A 20,483-nucleotide genomic window follows, 5' to 3' on the forward strand; every position below is an offset into this window, starting at 1 on the left:
CCACGCTCAGGGGCTCAGGGGGTCAGGGGGTGAGCGGGCCGGCGAGGGCTGCCGTGAGCGCCGCCGGGTCGCCGGTGGTCGCGAGCGTCGGGTCGGCCGGGGCGGCGCGGCCCCACAGGAGCAGCGCCAGCGTCCGCGTCGGGCCCGTCACCGTCGCCCGCGGCTCCTCCGCCGGGCCGAGCGCCCAGGCGCGGCCGGCGTCCGCCGCGACCAGCCGGACGGGCACGGCCAGCGGTGCCAGCCGCCCGAGCCGCACCTGCCGCGGGGTCATCACCGTCACGACCTCGTCGACCGCGTCCGCCCACAGCGCCGGGTCGTCCACGGGGTGTGCGGTGCCGGTCGCCAGTGCCAGGTCGTGCAGGTGCACCAGGGTCTCGTGCAGCTGCCGGCGGTGCCAGAACGCCGCAGGCCCGGGCCCGTTGAGCGTCAGTCCCGGTGCCGCGGGGCCGAGGTCCCGGAGCGTGGTGACCAGCGCGTCGGCCTGCTCCCGGTAGAACGCGCGCAGCGCCGCCGGGTCCCGCGGGCCGGCCGGGTCGTCGCCGCCGTCGTCGGTGCCGCGCGCCATGCCCGCCGCCCAGCGGTGCACGCCGCCCAGGTGCAGGGCCAGGTCGGTGACGGTCCAGGCGCCGCAGGTGGGGACGGGGGCGTCGAGGTCGGCCGAGGTCAGGAGCCGTGCGAAGTCGTCCTGCGCGCCGGCCAGGGCCGGGAGCAGGTCACCGGCTCGGGTCTGGGGCGCGGGCATGGGACGATGGTGCCAGTCCCGACCCAGCGAAACCGAGGGAGCACGTGTCCCCGATCCCGAGCGCCGCCCAGTCCCAGCGCATCGCCCCCGCGGCGACCGCGCCGGAGCTGCTCCGCAACTTCTGCATCATCGCGCACATCGACCACGGCAAGTCGACGCTCGCCGACCGGATGCTCCAGCTCACCGGGGTGGTCGACTCGCGGGCGATGCGCGCCCAGTACCTCGACCGGATGGACATCGAGCGCGAGCGCGGGATCACCATCAAGTCGCAGGCCGTGCGCATGCCGTGGGCACTGGGTGACACCCCCTACGCGCTGAACATGATCGACACCCCGGGGCACGTCGACTTCACGTACGAGGTCTCGCGGTCGCTGGCGGCGTGCGAGGGCGCGGTGCTGCTGGTCGACGCGGCGCAGGGCATCGAGGCGCAGACGCTGGCCAACCTGTACCTGGCGATGGAGAACGACCTCCAGATCATCCCGGTGCTGAACAAGATCGACCTGCCGGCCGCGCAGCCCGAGAAGTACGCCGAGGAGCTCGCCGGCCTGATCGGCGGCGACCCCGAGGACTGCCTGCGGGTGTCGGGCAAGACCGGTGAGGGCGTCGAGGCGCTGCTGGACCGGATCGTGCAGCTGGTCCCGGCCCCGGTCGGCGACCCGGACGCCCCCGCCCGCGCGATGATCTTCGACTCCGTCTACGACACCTACCGCGGCGTGGTCACCTACGTGCGGGTCAAGGACGGCAACCTCAACCCGCGTGAGCGGATCGCGATGATGTCGACCAAGGCGACGCACGAGCTGCTCGAGATCGGCGTGATCTCCCCGGAGCCGGTGGTCACCAAGGGCCTCGGCGTCGGCGAGGTCGGCTACCTGATCACCGGCGTGAAGGACGTGCGCCAGTCGAAGGTCGGCGACACCGTCACCAACGCGAGCAAGCCGGCGACCGAGGCGATCGGCGGGTACTCCGACCCGAAGCCGATGGTGTTCTCGGGCCTGTACCCGATCGACGGCTCCGACTACCCGGTGCTGCGCGACGCGCTCGACAAGCTCAAGCTCAACGACGCCGCCCTCAACTACGAGCCCGAGACCTCGGTCGCGCTGGGCTTCGGGTTCCGCGTCGGGTTCCTCGGCCTGCTGCACCTCGAGATCATCCGCGAGCGGCTCGAGCGCGAGTTCAACCTCGACCTCATCTCGACCGCGCCCAACGTGGTCTACGAGGTGACGCTGGAGGACCGCCAGGTCGTCACGGTGACCAACCCGAGCGAGTTCCCGGGCGGCAAGATCCGCGAGGTGCGGGAGCCGGTCGTGAAGTCGACGATCCTCGCGCCCAGCGAGTTCATCGGCGCGATCATGGAGCTCTGCCAGGGCAAGCGCGGCGACCTGCTCGGCATGGACTACCTGTCCGAGGACCGCGTCGAGATGCGCTACACGCTGCCGCTCGCGGAGATCGTGTTCGACTTCTTCGACCAGCTGAAGTCCCGGACGCGCGGCTACGCGAGCCTCGACTACGAGCCCGTGGGCGACCAGGTCGCGGACCTGGTCAAGGTCGACATCCTGCTGCAGGGCGAGCAGGTCGACGCGTTCAGCTCGATCGTGCACAAGGACAAGGCCTACTCCTACGGCGTGATGATGGCGTCGAAGCTCAAGGACCTGATCCCGCGCCAGCAGTTCGAGGTGCCGATCCAGGCCGCCGTCGGCTCGCGCGTCATCGCCCGCGAGACCATCCGCGCCATCCGCAAGGACGTCCTCGCCAAGTGCTACGGCGGCGACATCACCCGCAAGCGGAAGCTGCTGGAGAAGCAGAAGGAGGGCAAGAAGCGCATGAAGACCATCGGCCGGGTCGACGTGCCGCAGGAGGCCTTCATCGCCGCCCTGTCCTCCGACGCCGCGGCACCCAAGGACGCCAAGGACGCGAAGAAGAAGTGAGCCCTGCGCTCCCGGACGGCGACGCCGCCCCGGCGGACGGCGCCCTCCCGGCCGCGGTGCTCGACGGCGCCGCGGGCCGCGGGTTCGGCGTGTACCTGCACGTGCCGTTCTGCACGGTGCGCTGCGGGTACTGCGACTTCAACACGTACACCGCGACCGAGCTCGGCGGCGGCGCCTCCCAGGCGTCGTACGCGGACACGGCGCTCGCGGAGATCGCCCTCGGCGCGCGCGTGACCCGTGCCGCCGGGCTGCCCGCGCGCCCCGCGTCGACGGTGTTCGTCGGCGGCGGCACCCCGACGGTGCTGCCGGCGTCCGACCTGGTGCGGATGCTCGACGGCGTACGCGACGCGTGGGGCCTCGCCGACGACGCCGAGGTCACCACCGAGGCCAACCCGGACTCCGTCACGCCCGAGTCGCTCGCCGAGCTGCGCCGCGGCGGGTTCACGCGGGTGTCGTTCGGCATGCAGTCGGCGGTCCCGCACGTGCTGGCGACCCTCGAGCGCACGCACGACCCGCGGCGGATCCCCGACGTCGTGCGCTGGGCGCGGGACGCCGGGCTCGCCGTGTCCCTCGACCTGATCTACGGCACGCCGGGGGAGTCCCTCGACGACTGGCGCGCCTCGCTCGAGACCGCGCTCGCGACCGGCGTGGACCACGTGTCCGCGTACGCGCTCGTCGTGGAGCAGGGCACCAAGATGGCCGTCCAGGTCAAGCGCGGGCTGCTGGCGCTGCCCGACGAGGACGACCAGGCCGCCAAGTACGAGCTCGCCGACGACCTGCTGACCGCCGCGGGCCTGCACTGGTACGAGGTGAGCAACTGGGCGCGCACGCCGGCGGACGCGTGCCGGCACAACCTGGCCTACTGGCGGAACGACGACTGGTGGGGCGTCGGGCCCGGCGCGCACAGCCACGTCGGCGGCGTGCGGTGGTGGAACGTCAAGCACCCGCGCACCTACGCGGCGCGGCTCGCGGCGGGGGAGAGCCCGGCCGCGGGACGGGAGACCGTCGAGGACGCGTCCGCGCAGCTCGAGCGCGTCATGCTCGGCGTCCGGCTGGACGAGGGCCTGCCGATCGACGAGCTGAGCCTGCCGGCCCGCACCCGCGTGGCCGGGCTCGTCGCCGACGGCCTGGTCGACGCCCGCTCGGCGCTCGGCCGCGGCGACGTCCCGGGACAGCGCGTGCGCCTGACCCGCCGCGGCCGCCTCCTGGCGGATGCGGTCGTGCGCGCCCTCGCCGACTGACGCGAGGCGCGGCGGCCCGCGAGGTCGTCACATCGGCGTGAGGTCGTCATGTCTGCGGGACGACCTCGTGCAGGAGTGACGACCTCGGCGGCGGTCGCAGGCGCAGCGCGGAGGGCGCCGCCCCCGGGGGGGAGCGACGCCCTCGCGTGCGGCGGGGTCAGTGCCCGCGGGTCACTTCACCAGGCGCAGCGTGAGCGGGTAGCGGTACCACTCGCCCTTGTTCGCGGCGACGGCCGCGAGGATCGCGAACACCAGGCCCACGATCCCCACGACGAACGGCAGGAAGAACAGCAGGCCGAAGGTCACGGTGGTGAGGATCCAGGCGGCCACGTAGGCGATCAGCACCGTGATCTGGAAGTTCAGCGCCTCCTTGGCGTGGTGGTCCAGGAACGGGCCGCGGCCCTTGAAGACCAGCCAGATCACGAGCGGCGCGATGACGCTGAACAGGATCCCGCCGAGGTGGGCGAGCAGCGACCAGGTGCGCTCCTCGTCGGGGCGCAGCGGCGGCTGGGCCGCTGCGGGCGGCTGCGGGGCGTCGTACGACATGGGTCTCCTCAACGAAGGGGAACAGGGCTACGGCGAGCGCAGCGTAGCGGCACTGCCGGGTGGTTCGTCCCCGTCTTCCAGGGCGAACGTGCCTTGACAGGTACCCGCAGCCTTCGGTTCTCTGACGCGACGGGCGAACGACGTCCGACCCTGGAGGGACGCCATGACCGAGAACCCCGGCACGAACCCGGCGGGCGACGACGACTCGTCGACCCCTCCGACGCCGCCGTCCCAGCCCGGCACGCCGCAGCAGCCCGGCACGCCGCAGCAGCCCGCCGGCGCGTACCCGCCGCCGGCCGCCCCCGGCTACGGCCAGCCGTACGGCCAGCAGGACCCGTACGCCCCGCAGCAGCCCTACGGCCAGCAGCAGCCCTACGGCCAGCCATACGGCCAGCAGCCGTACGCGCAGCAGCCGTACGGCGCCCCGAACGCCGGCACGGCCGTCGGGGACTCGTTCACCTGGGGCTGGAACAAGTTCACCCAGAACGTGGGCCCGTTCCTGCTCGGCGTGCTCGCGTACCTCGTGGTGATCGCCGTCGTGACGGCCGTCCTGTTCGCGATCACGGTCGGCAGCGTCGCGATCGGCGTGGACCCGGACACCGGCGAGCTGCGCACGGGCGCCGGGTTCGGGCTCGTGTTCGGCTACCTGCTGGTGTTCGCCGTCGCCATGCTGCTCGGCGCGTTCATGCAGGCCGGTGTCATCCGCGCGACGCTGGAGGTCGCCGCGGGACGCCGCGTCGAGGTGGGCACGTTCTTCACGTTCGACGACTTCGGCAAGATCGTCCTGGCGGCGCTGCTCGTCGGCGCGGGCACGGCGATCGGGTCGTTCCTGTTCGTGATCCCGGGGCTGGTCTTCGCCTTCTTCGCGCAGTTCACGCTGTTCTTCGTCATCGACAAGCGGATGTCGCCCGTGGACGCCCTCAAGGCGAGCTTCACGCTGGTGAACCGCAACCTCGGCACCGTCGTCCTGCTGTTCCTGGGCGTGTACGCCGCGAACCTGGTCGGCAGCGCGCTGTGCGGCGTCGGCCAGCTGGTGTCGTTCCCGGTCGGCCTCCTGGCCACGACCTACGTCTACCGCCGGCTGCAGAACGAGCCCGTCGCACCCTGACGCGTCCGACGGCGCCGTACCTCCGGAGGTGCGGCGCCGTCGCGCGTCAGGGGGCCGTCACGAAGTCGATGAGCTCCTCGACCCGGCCGAGCAGCGACGGCTCCAGGTCGGCGTAGCTGCGCACGCTGCGCAGGATCCGCTGCCAGGCGCGGGCGACGTCGGCCTGGTCGTCGGCGGGCCAGCCGAGCTCGCGCAGGATGCCGCGCTTCCACTCGGTGCCGCGCTCGATGGTCGGCCACGCGGTCAGCCCCACGCGCGCCGGCCGCACGGCCTGCCACACGTCGACGTAGGGGTGGCCGAGCACCAGCAGCGTTCCGGCGGGCACGGCCCGCACCGCCTCGTCGGCGATGCGCTGCTCCTTGGACCCGGGCACCAGGTGGTCGACCAGCACGCCGACCCGCTTGCCCGGCCCCGGCCGGAAGTCGCGCAGCGCGTCGACCAGGTTGTCCACGCCGTCCAGCAGCTCGACGACGACGCCCTCCGCCCGCAGGTCGTCGCCCCAGACCTTCTCGACGAGCTCGGCGTCGTGCTTGCCCTCGACCCAGATCCGGCTGCCGATGGCGACCCGGGCGCGCTGGTCGGCGGCCACGAGCGACCCCGACGCGGTGCGCCGGGGGCCGGTCTGCGCCGGGGCGGCCTTCGGCGCCGTGAGCTCGACCGGCTTGCCGTCCACCCAGAACCCCGGCCCGAGCCGGAAGGTGCGGGTCTTGCCGTGCCGGTCCTCCAGCACGACGACGTGCTCGCCGCCGGACTTCTCGACGCGGACCACGGCACCGACCCAGCCGGTGGTGACCTCCTCGACGACGAGCCCGCGGTCGGCGGGGACGGGCGTCGAGGTCGGTCGGCGGTGCGTGCGGGGGGAGGCGGCGGCGAGCACGTCGGGTCCGTAGCGGTCGGTCACGCGCGGCAGCCTAGGTGCCGACCCGGCGCCGCCGTGGTACGACACGACGGTGACGTCGAGCCCCGCGCAGCACCCCTCCGCCTCCTCCGCCCCCGCGCCGGGCGACCGCCCCGAGCCCGACCCGCACCGCTGGCGGGCCCTCGGGGTCTGCCTGGCGATCGGGTTCATCACGATGCTCGACGTCTCCATCGTCAACGTGGCGCTGCCGTCCATCGAGCGCAGCCTCGACGCGGGCGCCAGCCAGCTGCAGCTGATCGTCGCCGGGTACACGCTGGCGTTCGGGCTGGTGCTGGTCCCCGCCGGCCGCCTGGGCGACGCGCGCGGCCGGCGTGCGCTGTTCCTGATCGGGCTCACCGGCTTCGCGCTGACCAGCCTGGGTGCCGGGCTGGCGCCGTCGGACGAGGTGCTGGCCGGGATGCGGCTGCTGCAGGGCGTCAGCGCGGGCCTGCTGAACCCGCAGGTGGTCGGCACCATCCAGCAGCTGTTCTCCGGGCCCGAGCGCGGCAAGGCCTTCGGGTACTTCGGCGCGACGATCGGGGTGTCCACCGCGCTCGGTCCGCTGCTCGGCGGGCTGATCATCCAGGTGGCGGGCGCCGAGCACGGCTGGCGGTGGGTGTTCTTCGTCAACGTGCCGGTGATCGCGGTGGTGCTGCCGTTCGCGGTGCGGTTCCTGCCGCGGCGGGCGCCGGGCGCCCCGCGGGGCGTGCTCGGCCCGAACGGGCGGCCGCGGCTGGACGTGCCCGGGCTGGCGCTCATCGCCCTGGCCACCGCCGCGGTGATGGTGCCGTTCGTCACGACGACGGGCGAGGGCGGCGACGACCCGACGCGGTGGTGGTGGCTGGCCGTCGCCGCGGTGCTCGCGGTCGCCACCGTGCTCTGGGAGCGCGGCTACCAGCGCCGGACGGGCGCTGCCGTGCTCGACCCGCGCGTGATCGGGGAGCCGTCGTTCCGCAACGGCGCGCTGCTCGGCATGGCGTACTTCGCGGGGTTCACGGCCGTGTTCCTCGTCACCACGCTGTACCTGCAGCAGATCGCGGGGTTCACGCCGCTGCAGGCGGGGCTGGTCGGCATGCCGTTCGCGATCGCGTCGGCCGTCGCGGCCCAGCAGTCCGGGCGGCTGGTCGCGACCCACGGCCGGGCCGTCGTCGTGGTCGGGCTCGCGATGGTCGTCGTCGGGCTGATCGGGACCGACATCGCCATCCGGCTGGTGGACCCGCCGGGGGTCGGGTTCGCGGTGGCGGCGACGCAGCTGGTCACCGGGGCGGGCAGCGGGCTGGTGATCGCGCCGAACCAGACGCTCACCCTCGCGCGGGTGCCGCTGGACCGGGCCGGGGTGGCGGGCAGCATGCTGCAGGTCGGGCAGCGCGTGGGGTCGGCGCTGGGTGTCGCCGTGGCGCTGTCGACGTACTACTCGGCGCTCACGTCCGGGCTGGCGGGCAGCGCGGCGGCCGGCCGGGCACTGCTGATCACCGTGGTGCTGGTGTCCGTGGCGCTCGTCATCGGGGTCGTCGACCTGGTCGCGCGGCGGCGGGACGCCGCGCGCACGCCGGCGGACGCGTAGAATTGGCACTCGGTTCGATCGAGTGCCAGCAGGATCCGGACGTCGGGAGGTGGCGATGAGCGAGGACCGCAGGCTGGACGTGCTGCGGGCGATCGTGGAGGACTACGTCGCCACGCGGGAGCCCGTCGGCTCGCGCGCGCTCGTGGAGCGGCACTCCCTCGGGGTGTCGCCCGCGACGATCCGCAACGACATGGCCGCGCTCGAGGAGTCCGGCTACATCGTGCAGCCGCACACGTCCGCCGGCCGCGTGCCGACGGACATGGGGTACCGGCTGTTCGTCGACCGCCTCGCGACCGTGAAGCCGCTGTCCGCGCCCGAGCGCCGCGCGATCGAGACGTTCATGGAGGACGCGGTCGACCTGGACGACGTCGTCGACCGCTCCGTCCGGCTGATCGCGCAGCTGACGCACCAGGTCGCGGTCGTGCAGTACCCGTCGCTGCGGCGGACCGCGCTGCGGCACGTCGAGCTCGTCCCGGTCGGGGAGCGGCACCTGCTCGTCGTGATCATCACCGACCACGGGCGCGTGGAGCAGCGCACCCTCGAGCTCGCGGACACCCTGGACGTCGCCGTCGTGTCCCGGCTGCGCGCGCGGCTGAACGCCGCCGCGGCCGGTCGCCGGCTGGCCGAGCTGGACGCCGTCCTGTCCGACCTGTCCGACGACTTCCTGCCCGCCGACGCGCCGCTGGTGCGCGCCGTGGTCCAGGTCGTGGAGGACACGCTCGCCCGCGAGAGCGAGGAGCGGGTCGTGCTGGCCGGCACCGCCAACCTGGTCCGGGGCGGCGGGACCGACTTCGCCCGCACCATCAGCCCGGTGCTCGAGGCGCTCGAGGAGCAGGTCGTCCTGCTGCGCCTGTTCACCGAGATGTCCGAGGACGAGGCCGCGGTCTCCGTCCGGATCGGCCGCGAGACCCAGCACGAGGGGCTCGTCGAGACCAGCTTCGTGACCACCGGGTACGGCGGCCCGGACGACGGCGGCGGTGCCGCGGTCGCCCGGATCGGCTCCGTCGGCCCCCTGCGCATGGACTACCCCGGGACCATCGCGACGGTGCGCGCCGTCGCGCGGTACCTGTCCCGGATCCTCGCCGGATGAGCGGCTGCTGGGCACCTCCGGGCGCCCGCGCACGTTCAGCAGGCAACCCCGACCCGCGTCGACGCGCGCGACCGACCCGCACAGGAAGTGACGAGTGAGCGACTACTACGAGGTCCTCGGCGTCGAGCGCGACGCCACGCCCGAGCAGATCAAGAAGGCGTACCGGCGGCTCGCGCGCGAGCTGCACCCGGACGTCGCCGGGGCGGAGGCCGGCTCCGAGGACAGGTTCAAGGACGTGTCCCGGGCCTACGACGTGCTGTCGAACCCCGAGAAGCGCCGGATGTACGACATGGGCGCCGACCCGTCCTCGCCCGGTGGCGGCATGGGCGGCGGCGCGGGCTTCGGCTTCCAGGACATCTTCGAGACGTTCTTCGGCGCGGCCGCGGGCGGCGCCGCGCAGCGCGGCCCCATCCCGCGGGCACGCCGCGGCCAGGACGCCCTGGTCCGGCTCGACATCGACCTGGCGGAGGCGACCTTCGGCACGCACCGCGAGGTGCCCGTCGAGACCGCCGTCGTGTGCCCGACCTGCGACGGCTCCTGCTGCCGCCCGGGCACGTCGCCGCGCACCTGCGACGTCTGCGGCGGCCGCGGCACCGTCCAGCGGGTCGCGCGCTCGTTCCTCGGCCAGGTCATGACGTCCCAGCCGTGCGCCGCGTGCCACGGCTTCGGCACCGTCATCCCCGAGCCCTGCACCGAGTGCGCCGGCGAGGGCCGCGTCCGCTCCCGTCGCACGCTCGAGGTCGACGTCCCGGCGGGCGTCGACACCGGCACCCGGATCAAGCTCACCGCGCAGGGCGAGGTCGGCCCCGCCGGCGGCCCGGCCGGCGACATCTACCTGGAGGTGCGCGAGCGCCGCCACGACACGTTCATCCGCGAGGGCGACGACCTGCACTGCACGCTGCCGGTCCCGATGACCGCCGCCGCGCTGGGCACCGTGCTCACGCTGGACACCCTCGACGGCCCGCAGGAGGTCGACCTGCGCCCCGGCACCCAGCCGGCCCAGGTCGTCACGCTCCGCGGGCTCGGCGTCGGCCACCTGCACGCCGGCGGCCGCGGCGACCTGCACGTGCACGTCGACGTCCAGGTCCCCACGCAGCTGGACGAGCAGCAGACCGAGCTGCTGCGCCAGCTCGCCGTGCTGCGCGAGGAGGAGCGCCCCGACGCGCGCCTGTCGGCGTCCGGCGGCGGCGTGTTCGCCAAGCTGCGCGACAAGCTCTCCGGGCGCTGAGGTGACCGCACCGGTCTTCCTGGCGGAGCCGGGCGCGCTGGACGCGGCCGTCGTCGGGGGCTCGTACCTGCTCGACGGCACCGAGGGCCGGCACGCCGGCGTCGTGCAGCGCCGGGCTCCGGGGGAGCGGGTCGACGTCGTCGACTGCGCCGGCACCCGGCTGGTCGGGGAGATCGAGGCCGTCGGGCCCGACGGCGTGCACCTGCGCGTGCGCGAGGTCGTCGTCGAGCCGGTGCCCGCCCCGCGGCTCGTGCTGGTGCAGGCGCTGGCCAAGGGCGACCGCGACGAGATGGCCATCGAGGCCGCGACCGAGGTCGGGGCCGACGCCGTCGTGCCCTGGCAGGCCGAGCGGTCCATCGTGGTGTGGCGCGGCGACCGGGCGGCCAAGAGCCGCGCGCGCTGGCTCGGGACGGTCCGGGCCGCCGCCAAGCAGGCCCGGCGGGCGCACGTCCCGGAGGTGTCGCTCGCGGCCGACGGGAACGCCCTGGTGCGGCGCGCCCGGGAGGTCGTCGAGGCCGGGGGCGCGGTGCTCGTCCTGCACGAGGAGGCGACCGTCCCGCTCGCCGAGGCGGCGCTGCCCGCGGCCGGCACGCCGGCCGACGTGCTCGTCGTCGTCGGGCCCGAGGGCGGGATCTCCGCGCGCGAGGTCGACGCCCTGGTCGAGGCCGGCGCGGTGACCGTGCGGCTCGGCCCGCACGTGCTCCGGACGTCGACGGCGGGGCCGGTGGCGCTCGCGCTCCTGGCCCAGCGCCTCGGCCGCTGGGGCTGAGCCGGGGCCGCGCGCGCCTGCGCGCTGCCGCGCTGCTGCGCGCTGCCGCGCTGCTGCGCGCTGCTGCGCTGCCGCGCGCGTCGAGGGTGCAGGAACTCGCGCGATAGGGGCGATCTGTCCGTGAGTTCGTGCACCCTCGACGGCGCGGGCGCGCGGACGGGACCGGGCGCGCGGACGGGACCGGGTGCACGGACGGGACCGGGTGCACGGACGGGCCCGCGCGACCGTCTGGTCGCGCGGGCCCGTCCGGGCGTGCAGGAGGGGTCGGCCGTCAGCCGCGCAGCTCCAGGTACTTCGCGATCAGCGACCGGGTCGACGGGTCCTGCCCGGCGAGCGCGTCGGCGTCGCCCTGGACCGCCGGAGCGATCTCGAGGGCGAGCTTCTTGCCGAGCTCGACACCCCACTGGTCGAAGGAGTCGATGCCCCAGACGACGCCCTCGACGAAGGTGATGTGCTCGTAGAGCGCGATCAGCTGGCCGAGCACCGACGGGGTCAGCGCCGGCGCGAGGATCGACGTGGTCGGGCGGTTCCCGCTGAACACCCGGGCGGGGACGATGTCCTCGGCCGTGCCCTCGGCGCGGACCTCGTCGGCGGTCTTGCCGAACGCCAGCGCCTTGGTCTGCGCGAAGAAGTTGGCCAGGAACAGCCCGTGCACGTCGGTGCCGCCGTCGGACAGCGGGTGCGCCGGGTTGGCCACGGCGATGAAGTCCGCCGGGATCAGCCGCGTGCCCTGGTGGATCAGCTGGTAGAACGCGTGCTGGCCGTTCGTGCCCGGCTCGCCCCAGAACACCTCGCCGGTCTCGGTGGTGACGGGGGTGCCGTCCCAGCGGACCGACTTGCCGTTCGACTCCATGGTCAGCTGCTGCAGGTACGCCGGGAACCGGTGCAGGTACTGCGCGTAGGGCAGCACGGCGTGCGTGTGCGCGTCGAGGAAGTTGACGTACCAGACGTTGAGCAGGCCCATCAGCACCGGCACGTTCTGGTCGAGCGGGGTGCTGCGGACGTGCTCGTCGACGGCGTGGAAGCCCTCGAGGAGCTCGCCGAAGGCGTCCGGGCCGATCGCGACGGCGAGCGAGGTGCCGATCGCGGAGTCGACGGAGTAGCGGCCGCCGACCCAGTCCCAGAAGCCGAACGCGTTCTCCGGGTCGATGCCGAACGCGGCGACCTTGTCCAGCGCGGTCGACACGGCGACGAAGTGCTTCGCGACGGCGCCGGTGCGGGCGTCCTCGGTGTCCTCGATGGCGCCGGCGGCGACGAGGCCCCGCCACAGCCAGTCGCGGGCCAGCCGCGCGTTGGTCAGCGTCTCGAGCGTGCCGAACGTCTTGGACGCGACGATGAACAGCGTCGTCGTCGGGTCGAGGTCCTTCGTCTTCTCGGCGATGTCCGTCGGGTCGATGTTCGACACGAACCGCACCTCGAGGCCGTCCTGGACGTACGGCTTGAGCGCCTCGTACGCCATGACCGGCCCGAGGTCGGAGCCGCCGATGCCGATGTTCACCACGGTGCGCACGCGCTCGCCGGTGACGCCGGTCCACTCGCCGGAGCGCACCTTGTCGGCGAACGCGGCGACCTTCGCGAGCACCTCCTGCACGTCGGCGTCCACGTCCTGGCCGTCGACGACCAGCGCCGGCTCGGCGTCCGCGGGGCGGCGCAGCGCGGTGTGCAGCACGGCGCGGTCCTCGGTGACGTTGATGTGCTCGCCGGCGAACATCGCGGCCAGGCGGCCCTGCAGGTCGACCTGCTCGGCCAGCGCGACCAGCAGCGGCAGCGTCTCGTCCGTCACCAGGTTCTTGGACAGGTCGACGGTCAGGTCGGCCAGCTGGTGGGTCAGCCGCTCGGCCCGGCCGGGGTCGGCGTCGAACCAGCCCCGCAGGTCGGGGGTGAGCGCGTCGCGGTGCGCGGTCAGGGCGGTCCAGGCGCCGGTGGTGGTGGCGTCGACGGGTGCAGTCACGGGGAGTCCCTCTCGGAAGCAGAACCAACAGGTGACACCGTATCCACGTCCGGGGCTGCCGCGAGCAGGACGTCGGTACCGGCAGGATGGTCGGGTGTTCTCCCCGGTGCTGGTCTGCTGCGGCCTCGTGACGCTCGACGTCGTGCAGACCCTCGACGCGATCCCCGGCCCGGACCAGAAGGTGGTCGCCGACGGGCTCGACGTGCGGTTCGGCGGACCCGCCGCGAACGCCGCGGCGACGGCCGTCGCGCTGGGCGTGCCCGCCCGGCTGGTGACCGCGATCGGCGCCGGACCGGTGGCTGACCTGGTGCGCGCCGGGCTGCGCGCCGCCGGTGTCGAGGTCGTGGACCTGGCCGCGGGGACCACCGCGACGCCACCGGTGTCGACGGTGCTCGTCACCCGGGCGACGGGGGAGCGGGCTGTCGTGTCGGTGAACGGGACCGGGACGCCCGACCTCGGCGCGGCGGCGCGTGCGGCCCTCGACGGCGACGCGCTGGCCGGGGCGACCGCCGTGCTGGTCGACGGCCACCACCTCGGCGCGGCCGTGCCGGTGGCCGAGGCCGCGCGGGCCGCCGGGATCCCGGTCGCGCTGGACGGCGGCTCGTGGAAGCCCGGGCTCGGCGACCTGCTCGCGCACGTGGACCACGCGGTGCTCTCGGCGGACTTCCGGCTGCCGGACGCGGAGGGCGACGTGCTGACGGCCCTCGCGGCGCGCTGGCCGGTGGCGTCCGCGGCCCGGTCGGCCGGCGGCGGCGCGCTGCGCTACCTCGAGCGCGACGGGGCGGAGGGCCGGGTCGAGGTCGCGACGGTGCCGTCCGACGAGGTCGTCGACACGCTCGGCGCGGGCGACGTGCTGCACGGGGCGCTCGCGGCGGAGCTGGCCCGGGGCGCGTCGATCGGGGACGCGCTGCGCGTGGGCACCCGCTGGGCGACGGAGTCGGTCCGGCACCCGGGTGCCCTGGGCTGGGCCCCGCGGCGCTGAGCCGGCGGCGCACCCCTCAGGCGGACGCCGCCGCTGTGCTGGCTCGTGCGGCGTGCCGGCACTCAGGGCAGCACTCGATCGCTCCGACCGGACCCACTCATCGTGGGCAGCAGCGATGCGTGCAGAGCCGCGTCCTGCGATCCACGGCCCGGCCGACCAGGGGAGAAGGTCCCACTCGCGCCCGCCGGTGGTTCCTACCGTCCTCGTCGTCCGTTCGACTCAACGACGAGGGAGACCTGTGATGAGAGTTCGTGATCGATCCGGAGCAGCGCTCGTGCTCGGGTACAAGTGCGTCAGCTAGAGCTGCGGCACCCCGTCCGAGCGCTCGTCGCCGCTAGCGCCGCTCTGCTGATCGGTGCCGCGGTGTGTCGGCACTGAGCTCGTCCACGCCCGGCGCCACCTTCGCCCGGATCTTCCTCGGGTCGGCCGCGCTGCTCGTCGGGCCCTTCACCGTCGCAGGAGTCGTCCACGTCCGGGCCCGTCGACGTCTGGCGGACCGCGACAGGCTGTCGGGCCCGGCCGGCGCGGATCGCGAGCCCTGACGCGCTCGGCGCACCGCCCCTGACGTCCCCGCCGCAGAGCGGGGACGTCAGGGGCCAGTCGGTCGGGGAAGGCGGGGAGCCCCTGGGCTCAGCCGTCCGACCGGGTCACCGCGTCCTCGCCCAGCGCCTCGCGCACCAGCGGCGCCACCCGGGTGCCCAGCAGCTCGATCGAGCGCAGGCTCTCCCGCTGCGGGACCCCGCTCAGGTCCATCTGGAAGATCTGCCGGTCGTGCCCCAGCACCCCGTGCAGCGCGACGATGCGCTCCGCGATCTCCTCCGGCGCCCCGACGAAGTACGCGCCCCCCTTCGCGGACTGGCTCTCGAACGCGATCCGGTTCGGGATCGCGAACCCGCGCTCGGCGGCGATCCGGCGCATCGAGTCGAGCCAGTACGGGAAGAAGAAGTCCCGCGCGGCGCGGCCGTCGTCGGCGACGAAGCCCATCCCCGCGACCTCGACGCGCCGGGTGGCGGCGTCGTGGCCGGCCTCCTCGTGCGCGCGGCGGTACAGCCGGGCGAGCCCGGCGAAGTCCGCGGGCCGGCCGCCGATGATCGCGTAGGACACCGGCAGCCCGAGGCGTCCGGCGCGCTCGGACGACGCGGGGTTGCCGCCGGTGGCGACGGCGATCCGCAGGTGCTCGCCGAGCCCGGGCTTGTCGAAGGGGCGCGGCAGCACCTCGGCGGCGTGCAGCGACGGCCGGAACCGGCCGGACCAGGTGACCGGGTTGCCGCGGTCGATCCGCAGCAGCAGACGGATCTTCTCGTCGAACAGCTCGTCGTAGTCGTCGAGGGAGGCGCCGAACAGCGGGTAGGACTCGATGAACGACCCGCGGCCGGCGAGCAGCTCGACGCGGCCCTCCGACAGCAGGTCCATCGTCGCGAACTGCTGGTAGACGCGGACGGGGTCCTCGGTCGAGAGCACGGTCACGGCGCTGCCGATGCTGATCCGCGACGTCTGCGCCAGCGCCGCCGCGATCACCGTGGCGGGGGAGGAGATCGCGTAGTCCGGCCGGTGGTGCTCGCCGATCCCGACGTGGTCGAGGCCGACCTGCTCGGCGAGCCGTACCCGCTCGAGGACCTCCCGCAGCCGCTGCGCAGGGGAGGTGCGCGCCCCGGACACGGGGTCGGGGTGGACGTCGCCGAATGTGTACAGACCGAGCTCCATGCCGGTGCAAGGACCCGGTGCACGGTGGCATTCCCGGGTCCGCGGAGGCGCGTGTCGGCGCGGTGAACGCGCGGTCACGATGTGGTCACGGTCACACGAACGTCTTGACCGCGATTAGTAAGGAAGGTCTACTAACAAACATGACGACCTCCGGTGCGACGACCACGCAGGCGCCCCGGGCGTCGGGTCCGTCGCTGCGCGGGGTGGGCCGGACCCTCCGGCCGACCGCGAAGGTCCTCCCGGAGCACGCCCGAGCGCACAACCGCGCGATGGTCCTCCAGGCCCTGTTCCACCAGGGGCCGTCCTCGCGCGCCGACCTGGCCCGCGCCACCGGCCTCACCCGCGTGACGGTCTCCGACCTCGTGTCGGTGCTGATCTCCGAGGGCCTCGCGGAGGAGCTCGGCATCCGCCCCGAGGGGCGCGTCGGCAAGCCCGCGACGCTGGTCGGGATGCGCACGGAGGAGTTCCACGTCGTCGCCGTCGACCTCGCGGACGACGCCAGCCTGCGCGGGGCCGTGATGACGCTGACCGGCGTCGTCGTCGCCCGCCGCACGGTGTCGCTCGACGGTCGCACCGGGGACGCCGCCGTCGAGGTGCTCGAGGACCTGTGCCGCGAGCTGCTCGCCGCCGCGGACCGGCCCGTGGTCGGCGTCGGCATCGGGTCGCCCGGCGTCATCGACTCCGCGGGCGTCGTCATCGCCGCCCCGAACCGCGGCTGGTACGACCTGCCGCTCGCCGCGCGCCTCACCGAGCGCCTGCGCGTGCCGGTCCAGGTCGCGAACGACGCCAACACCCACGCGCTGGGGGAGTACACCTACGGCGGGGCGTCCGGCGCCGGGCTGATGGTCGTCACCGTCGGGCAGGGCGTCGGCGCCGGGATCGTGCTGGACGGCGCGCTGGTCGCCGGCCGCGCGCACGCCGCCGGGGAGATCGGCCACGTCACCGTCGTCGACGACCGCGACGTCCGCGCCGGAGACCCCCAGCCCCTGCCGTGCGCGTGCGGGCGCGCCGGCTGCCTGGAGACGCTGCTCTCCCTGCCCGCGCTGCGCCGCGCCACCGCCGGCCGCACCCCCGAGGAGTCCGACGCGGAGCTCGCGTCGGTCGGACGGAAGCTGGGGCTCGCCCTCGCTCCCGTCGTCAGTGCGCTCAACCTGGCCGAGGTCCTGCTCTCCGGCCCCCCGGAGCTGCTGGGCGGCGCTCTCAGAGCCGAGGCGCTGGCCACCGTCCGGGCCCGGACCCTGCCCCTGCTGGGGCAGGACCTGGTGCTGCGGATGGGATCGCTGGACGAGGACGGGGCGCTCTCGGGCGCCGCGGCCCTCGTGCTGTCCGGTCAGCTCGGGGTCACGTGACGACCCCGAGCCGACCGCTTGCAGTGCCGGTACTCACACCCCCGGCGACGCCTTCCGGCCTCGCCGCGCATCAGGGAGGAACACCAACGTGAAGATCGTACGGATGGCAGCCGTCGGTGTGGCGGCGGCGCTCGCGCTGACCGCCTGCTCGTCGGGCGACGACGACAGCGGGACCAGCTCGGACGGCACCGCCGAGGCCGCCGAGATCACGCTGTGGCTCAACGGGGCGGACACGCCCGACGAGCTGCGCGACTACCTCAAGACGACCTTCGAGGAGGAGAACCCCGGGTCGACCCTCGTCATCGAGGAGCAGGACTGGAACGACGTGGTCACCAAGCTGACCACCGCCCTGCCCGACGCGGAGAACACCCCGGACGTCGTCGAGATCGGCAACACGCAGTCGCCGACGTTCACCACCATCGGCGCGTTCCGCGACCTGACCCCGCTGTACGACGAGCTCGGCGGCGACGACCTGCTGCCGTCGTTCGTCGAGGTCGGGGAGTCCGAGGGCAAGAACTACGCGCTCCCGTACTACTTCGGCTCGCGCTACATGTTCTACCGGCCCGACATCTGGTCGGCGGCGGGCCTGGAGAAGCCGACGACCCTCGCGGAGTTCGGCGAGTCCGTGACCCAGCTGACGACCGACGCGCAGTCGGGCTTCGCGATGGGCGGCCAGGACTGGCGCAACGGCATCTCGTGGGTCTTCGCCAACGGCGGGGAGCTGGCCACGGAGGACGGCGGCGAGTGGACCTCCACGCTGTCCGACCCGAACACGATCGCCGGCCTCGAGCAGTGGCAGGCCGTCTACCAGGGCGCGTCCAACGTGCCCGCCACCGAGCGGGACGTCGCGTACTGGGACTTCCTGAACGACGGCACGGACGGCGCGGCCCCGGCCGCGGCGACGATCATGTCCCCGGGCTGGGCCCGCTGGTCGATCGGTGACCTCACCACGAACGACGAGGGCGAGGAGGTCCGCGACGGCATGGTCGACGAGGCCAAGTTCGACATCTTCGCCCTGCCCGGCGTGGACGGCGGCATCGCGCCGGTGTTCGCGGGCGGCTCGAACATCGCCATCTCGGCGCAGTCCCAGCACCCGGAGCTCTCCGAGAACCTGCTGCGGATCATCTTCTCCGAGGAGTACCAGACGATGCTCGGCGAGAACGGGCTCGGCCCGGCCAACTCGCAGTACGTCAGCTCGCTCGGCGACGACAAGTTCGCCACCACGATGATCGAGACCGCCGCGGCCTCCAAGCTCACCCCGGCGGCGCCGGGCTGGGCGGCCGTCGAGGGCGCGTTCGTCTACGAGGAGCTGTTCCAGGCGATCGCCGAGGGCGGCGACGTGACCGAGCTCGCCGCGCAGTACGACGAGCGCATCACGCCGATGCTCAACGGCCAGTGACCTCGTCCCGGCCGCGGGGCGTGCGCGCCCCGCGGCCGGGACCGGGTCCGGCTCGTCGCCCCTGAGGAGAACCGCATGACCACGACCGCGGCGCCCACCGCGCCCCCGGCGGCCCACCCGGACCGCACCCCGCCCCGGCGGCGGCGCGGCCCCCGCCTCACCCCGTACCTGCTGCTGGTCCCGGCCGTCGCGGCGCTGGTCGCCGGCCTCGGCTACCCGCTCTACTGGCAGGTCGTCACGTCGATGCAGGAGTTCGGCCTGGCCCAGCAGTTCGGCCAGCCCCCGACCTTCGTCGGCCTCGACAACTACGCGCGCATCTTCACCGACGACGGTCTGTGGGCCGTCGTCGTCCGCTCGGTCGCCTTCTGCCTCGTGAACGCGTTCGCCACCGTCGGCATCGGGACGCTGCTCGCCCTGCTGATGAAGGCGGTGCACCCCGTGGTCCGGGTGGTGCTGCAGGTCGCGCTGCTGCTCGCCTGGGCGATGCCGATGGTCGCCGCCGTCACGGTCTTCAAGTGGCTGTTCGACTGGCGCACCGGGGTCGTCAACTGGCTGCTCGTCCAGCTCGGGTTCGACCAGTACAGCGGCCACACCTGGCTCGCCCAGCCGCTCTCGTTCTTCTTCGTCGCGACCGTGATCATCGTCTGGATGTCCGTGCCGTTCGTCGCGCTGTCGATGTACGCCGCGCTGACCCAGGTGTCCGACGAGGTCCTGGAGGCCGCCCGCATCGACGGCGCCGGCCCCGCCCGCATCCTCTGGCACATCACGCTGCCGCTCGTCCGGCCGGTGCTGTCCATCGTGCTGCTGCTGCAGATCATCTGGGACCTGCGGGTGTTCGCGCAGATCAAGCTGCTGCAGGACGGCGGCGCGCCCGTCGGCGAGACCAACCTGCTGGGCAACTTCATCTACGAGATCGGCATCGGCCGGCAGGACTTCGCCGGAGCCGCGGCGGTGTCGATCTTCGTGCTGGCGCTCACCGTGCTGCTGAGCTGGCCCTACGTCCGCAACCTGCTGAAGGAGGACGCGTGAGCGCCACCACGTCCCCGTCGCGCGGGCCGGTCGCCGCGCAGCCCGCGCGGGCCGGCACCCCTGCCGCCCCGGTCCCGCCCGCCTCCCGGCAGCAGGCCGCCGGTGGCCGCACCGCGCGGCGCCTCCGCCGGGCCCTGCTCGGCCTGCTCGCCGTGGTCGTCGCGGTCGTCTGGGCGTTCCCCGTCTACTGGATGGTCCTGTCGTCGCTGCTGCCCAGCACCCGGCTGCGGTCCGCCACCCCGTCGTTCCTGCCCACCGGGGCGACGCTCGCGAACTACCGCGCCGTGCTCGACGGCTCCGGCTTCACCGGCGCGCTGCAGATGAGCCTCGCGATCACGCTGGTCACCGTGCTGGCCGTGCTCGTGCTCGCGTTCTTCGGGGCGCTCGCGATCAGCCGGTTCCGGTTCCGCGGCCGCCTGACGTTCATCATCGCCGTGCTGTTCGTGCAGATGCTGCCCGCCGAGGGCCTGTTCATCGCGCAGTACAAGATGCTCTCCTCGGTGAACCTGCTGAACAGCGTCGTCGGCGTCTCGATCCTCTACACCGCCGCCGTCGTCCCGTTCACGATCTGGATGCTCCGCGGGTTCGTCGCCGGCGTGCCGATCGAGCTCGAGGAGGCCGCGATGGTCGACGGGCTCAGCCGCACGATGGCGTTCATCCGGATCACCTTCCCGCTGCTGGCCCCGGGCCTGGTCGCGTCCGGGGTGTACGCGTTCCTGCAGGCCTGGAACGAGTTCACGGTGGCGCTGGTCGCGCTGCCTGCCGAGTCGGCCCGCACGCTGCCCCTGTGGCTGCGCTCGTTCCTGGCGGCGTCCGCGAACCGCGGGGTCGACTGGGGCGAGGTCATGGCCGCGTCCACCCTGATCGCCGTGCCCGTGATCGTGTTCTTCCTGCTGGTGCAGGGCAGGATGACGTCGGGGCTGGTGTCCGGAGCGGTGAAGGGCTGACGTGGACGAGG

The 20,483-nt window shown here is 73.9% G+C and carries 17 protein-coding genes; 12 read left to right on the forward strand and 5 right to left on the reverse strand.

Annotated features, from left to right (window positions below):
- Nucleotides 1-22: 22 nt before the first annotated feature.
- On the reverse strand, nt 23-742 hold the full coding sequence (locus tag ACWPWW_RS17225) for a maleylpyruvate isomerase family mycothiol-dependent enzyme (protein WP_454051551.1): 720 nt from the start codon (nt 740-742) through the stop codon (nt 23-25).
- A gap of 44 nt (nt 743-786) precedes the next feature.
- Between ACWPWW_RS17225 and lepA the strand changes: the two genes are divergently transcribed.
- Both lepA and hemW read left to right on the forward strand, forming a co-directional pair.
- A complete protein-coding gene (gene lepA, locus ACWPWW_RS17230) occupies nt 787-2,667 on the forward strand; it encodes a translation elongation factor 4 (RefSeq protein ID WP_454051552.1) in 1,881 nt (626 codons plus the stop codon).
- Nucleotides 2,664-3,908: a radical SAM family heme chaperone HemW gene (hemW, locus tag ACWPWW_RS17235; protein WP_454051553.1), complete on the forward strand. Its 1,245-nt coding sequence runs from the start codon at nt 2,664-2,666 to the stop codon at nt 3,906-3,908. Before lepA ends, hemW begins: the two co-directional genes overlap by 4 nt.
- A 171-nt stretch (nt 3,909-4,079) precedes the next feature.
- Here the strand turns inward: hemW and ACWPWW_RS17240 are convergent, their stop codons facing one another.
- Nucleotides 4,080-4,454 (reverse strand): DUF4870 domain-containing protein, encoded by a 375-nt coding sequence (locus tag ACWPWW_RS17240; protein ID WP_454051554.1) that lies wholly within the window; start codon nt 4,452-4,454, stop codon nt 4,080-4,082.
- A 163-nt stretch (nt 4,455-4,617) separates the two neighbouring features.
- Between ACWPWW_RS17240 and ACWPWW_RS17245 the strand changes: the two genes are divergently transcribed.
- Complete coding sequence (locus ACWPWW_RS17245; RefSeq protein ID WP_454051555.1) at nt 4,618-5,562, forward strand: hypothetical protein; 945 nt, start codon at nt 4,618-4,620, stop codon at nt 5,560-5,562.
- Between the two features lie 46 nt (nt 5,563-5,608).
- Here ACWPWW_RS17245 and ACWPWW_RS17250 read toward each other — a convergent pair whose 3' ends face one another.
- Nucleotides 5,609-6,463, reverse strand: a complete 855-nt coding sequence (locus ACWPWW_RS17250; protein WP_454051556.1) for a DUF3097 domain-containing protein — start codon at nt 6,461-6,463, stop codon at nt 5,609-5,611.
- A 49-nt stretch (nt 6,464-6,512) separates the two neighbouring features.
- Between ACWPWW_RS17250 and ACWPWW_RS17255 the strand changes: the two genes are divergently transcribed.
- From ACWPWW_RS17255 to ACWPWW_RS17270, 4 genes are all read left to right on the forward strand, one after another.
- Entirely contained in the window at nt 6,513-8,024 is a 1,512-nt protein-coding gene (locus tag ACWPWW_RS17255; RefSeq protein WP_454051557.1) for an MFS transporter, read from the forward strand.
- A 55-nt stretch (nt 8,025-8,079) separates the two neighbouring features.
- The gene (gene hrcA / locus ACWPWW_RS17260; protein ID WP_454051558.1) at nt 8,080-9,114 is read left to right on the forward strand and encodes a heat-inducible transcriptional repressor HrcA; all 1,035 of its coding nucleotides are present in this window, start codon (nt 8,080-8,082) and stop codon (nt 9,112-9,114) included.
- A gap of 94 nt (nt 9,115-9,208) precedes the next feature.
- On the forward strand, nt 9,209-10,342 hold the full coding sequence (gene dnaJ, locus ACWPWW_RS17265) for a molecular chaperone DnaJ (RefSeq protein WP_454051559.1): 1,134 nt from the start codon (nt 9,209-9,211) through the stop codon (nt 10,340-10,342).
- Nucleotide 10,343: 1 nt separating this feature from the next.
- A complete protein-coding gene (locus ACWPWW_RS17270; RefSeq protein ID WP_454051560.1) occupies nt 10,344-11,111 on the forward strand; it encodes a 16S rRNA (uracil(1498)-N(3))-methyltransferase in 768 nt (255 codons plus the stop codon).
- A 271-nt stretch (nt 11,112-11,382) separates the two neighbouring features.
- On the opposite strand, the gene pgi is transcribed toward ACWPWW_RS17270, so the two are convergent.
- The gene (gene pgi, locus ACWPWW_RS17275) at nt 11,383-13,062 is read right to left on the reverse strand and encodes a glucose-6-phosphate isomerase (RefSeq protein WP_454051561.1); all 1,680 of its coding nucleotides are present in this window, start codon (nt 13,060-13,062) and stop codon (nt 11,383-11,385) included.
- A gap of 94 nt (nt 13,063-13,156) precedes the next feature.
- Between pgi and ACWPWW_RS17280 the strand changes: the two genes are divergently transcribed.
- Nucleotides 13,157-14,044: a PfkB family carbohydrate kinase gene (locus ACWPWW_RS17280; protein ID WP_454051562.1), complete on the forward strand. Its 888-nt coding sequence runs from the start codon at nt 13,157-13,159 to the stop codon at nt 14,042-14,044.
- 630 nt (nt 14,045-14,674) lie between these two features.
- Here the strand turns inward: ACWPWW_RS17280 and ACWPWW_RS17285 are convergent.
- Nucleotides 14,675-15,748: an LLM class flavin-dependent oxidoreductase gene (locus ACWPWW_RS17285; protein ID WP_454051563.1), complete on the reverse strand. Its 1,074-nt coding sequence runs from the start codon at nt 15,746-15,748 to the stop codon at nt 14,675-14,677.
- Nucleotides 15,749-15,888: 140 nt separating this feature from the next.
- On the opposite strand from ACWPWW_RS17285, the gene ACWPWW_RS17290 reads away from it, so the two are divergent.
- The 4 genes from ACWPWW_RS17290 (at nt 15,889) to ACWPWW_RS17305 (ending at nt 20,472) form a co-directional block, all read left to right on the forward strand.
- Nucleotides 15,889-17,097 (forward strand): ROK family transcriptional regulator, encoded by a 1,209-nt coding sequence (locus ACWPWW_RS17290; protein ID WP_454051564.1) that lies wholly within the window; start codon nt 15,889-15,891, stop codon nt 17,095-17,097.
- A gap of 103 nt (nt 17,098-17,200) precedes the next feature.
- Complete coding sequence (locus tag ACWPWW_RS17295; RefSeq protein WP_454051565.1) at nt 17,201-18,496, forward strand: extracellular solute-binding protein; 1,296 nt, start codon at nt 17,201-17,203, stop codon at nt 18,494-18,496.
- 75 nt (nt 18,497-18,571) lie between these two features.
- Nucleotides 18,572-19,525: a carbohydrate ABC transporter permease gene (locus ACWPWW_RS17300; protein ID WP_454051566.1), complete on the forward strand. Its 954-nt coding sequence runs from the start codon at nt 18,572-18,574 to the stop codon at nt 19,523-19,525.
- Nucleotides 19,522-20,472 (forward strand): carbohydrate ABC transporter permease, encoded by a 951-nt coding sequence (locus tag ACWPWW_RS17305; protein WP_454051567.1) that lies wholly within the window; start codon nt 19,522-19,524, stop codon nt 20,470-20,472. Before ACWPWW_RS17300 ends, ACWPWW_RS17305 begins: the two co-directional genes overlap by 4 nt.
- The last annotated feature ends 11 nt before the right edge of the window (nt 20,473-20,483 follow it).

This window comes from Cellulomonas sp. Marseille-Q8402 (assembly GCF_965119525.1).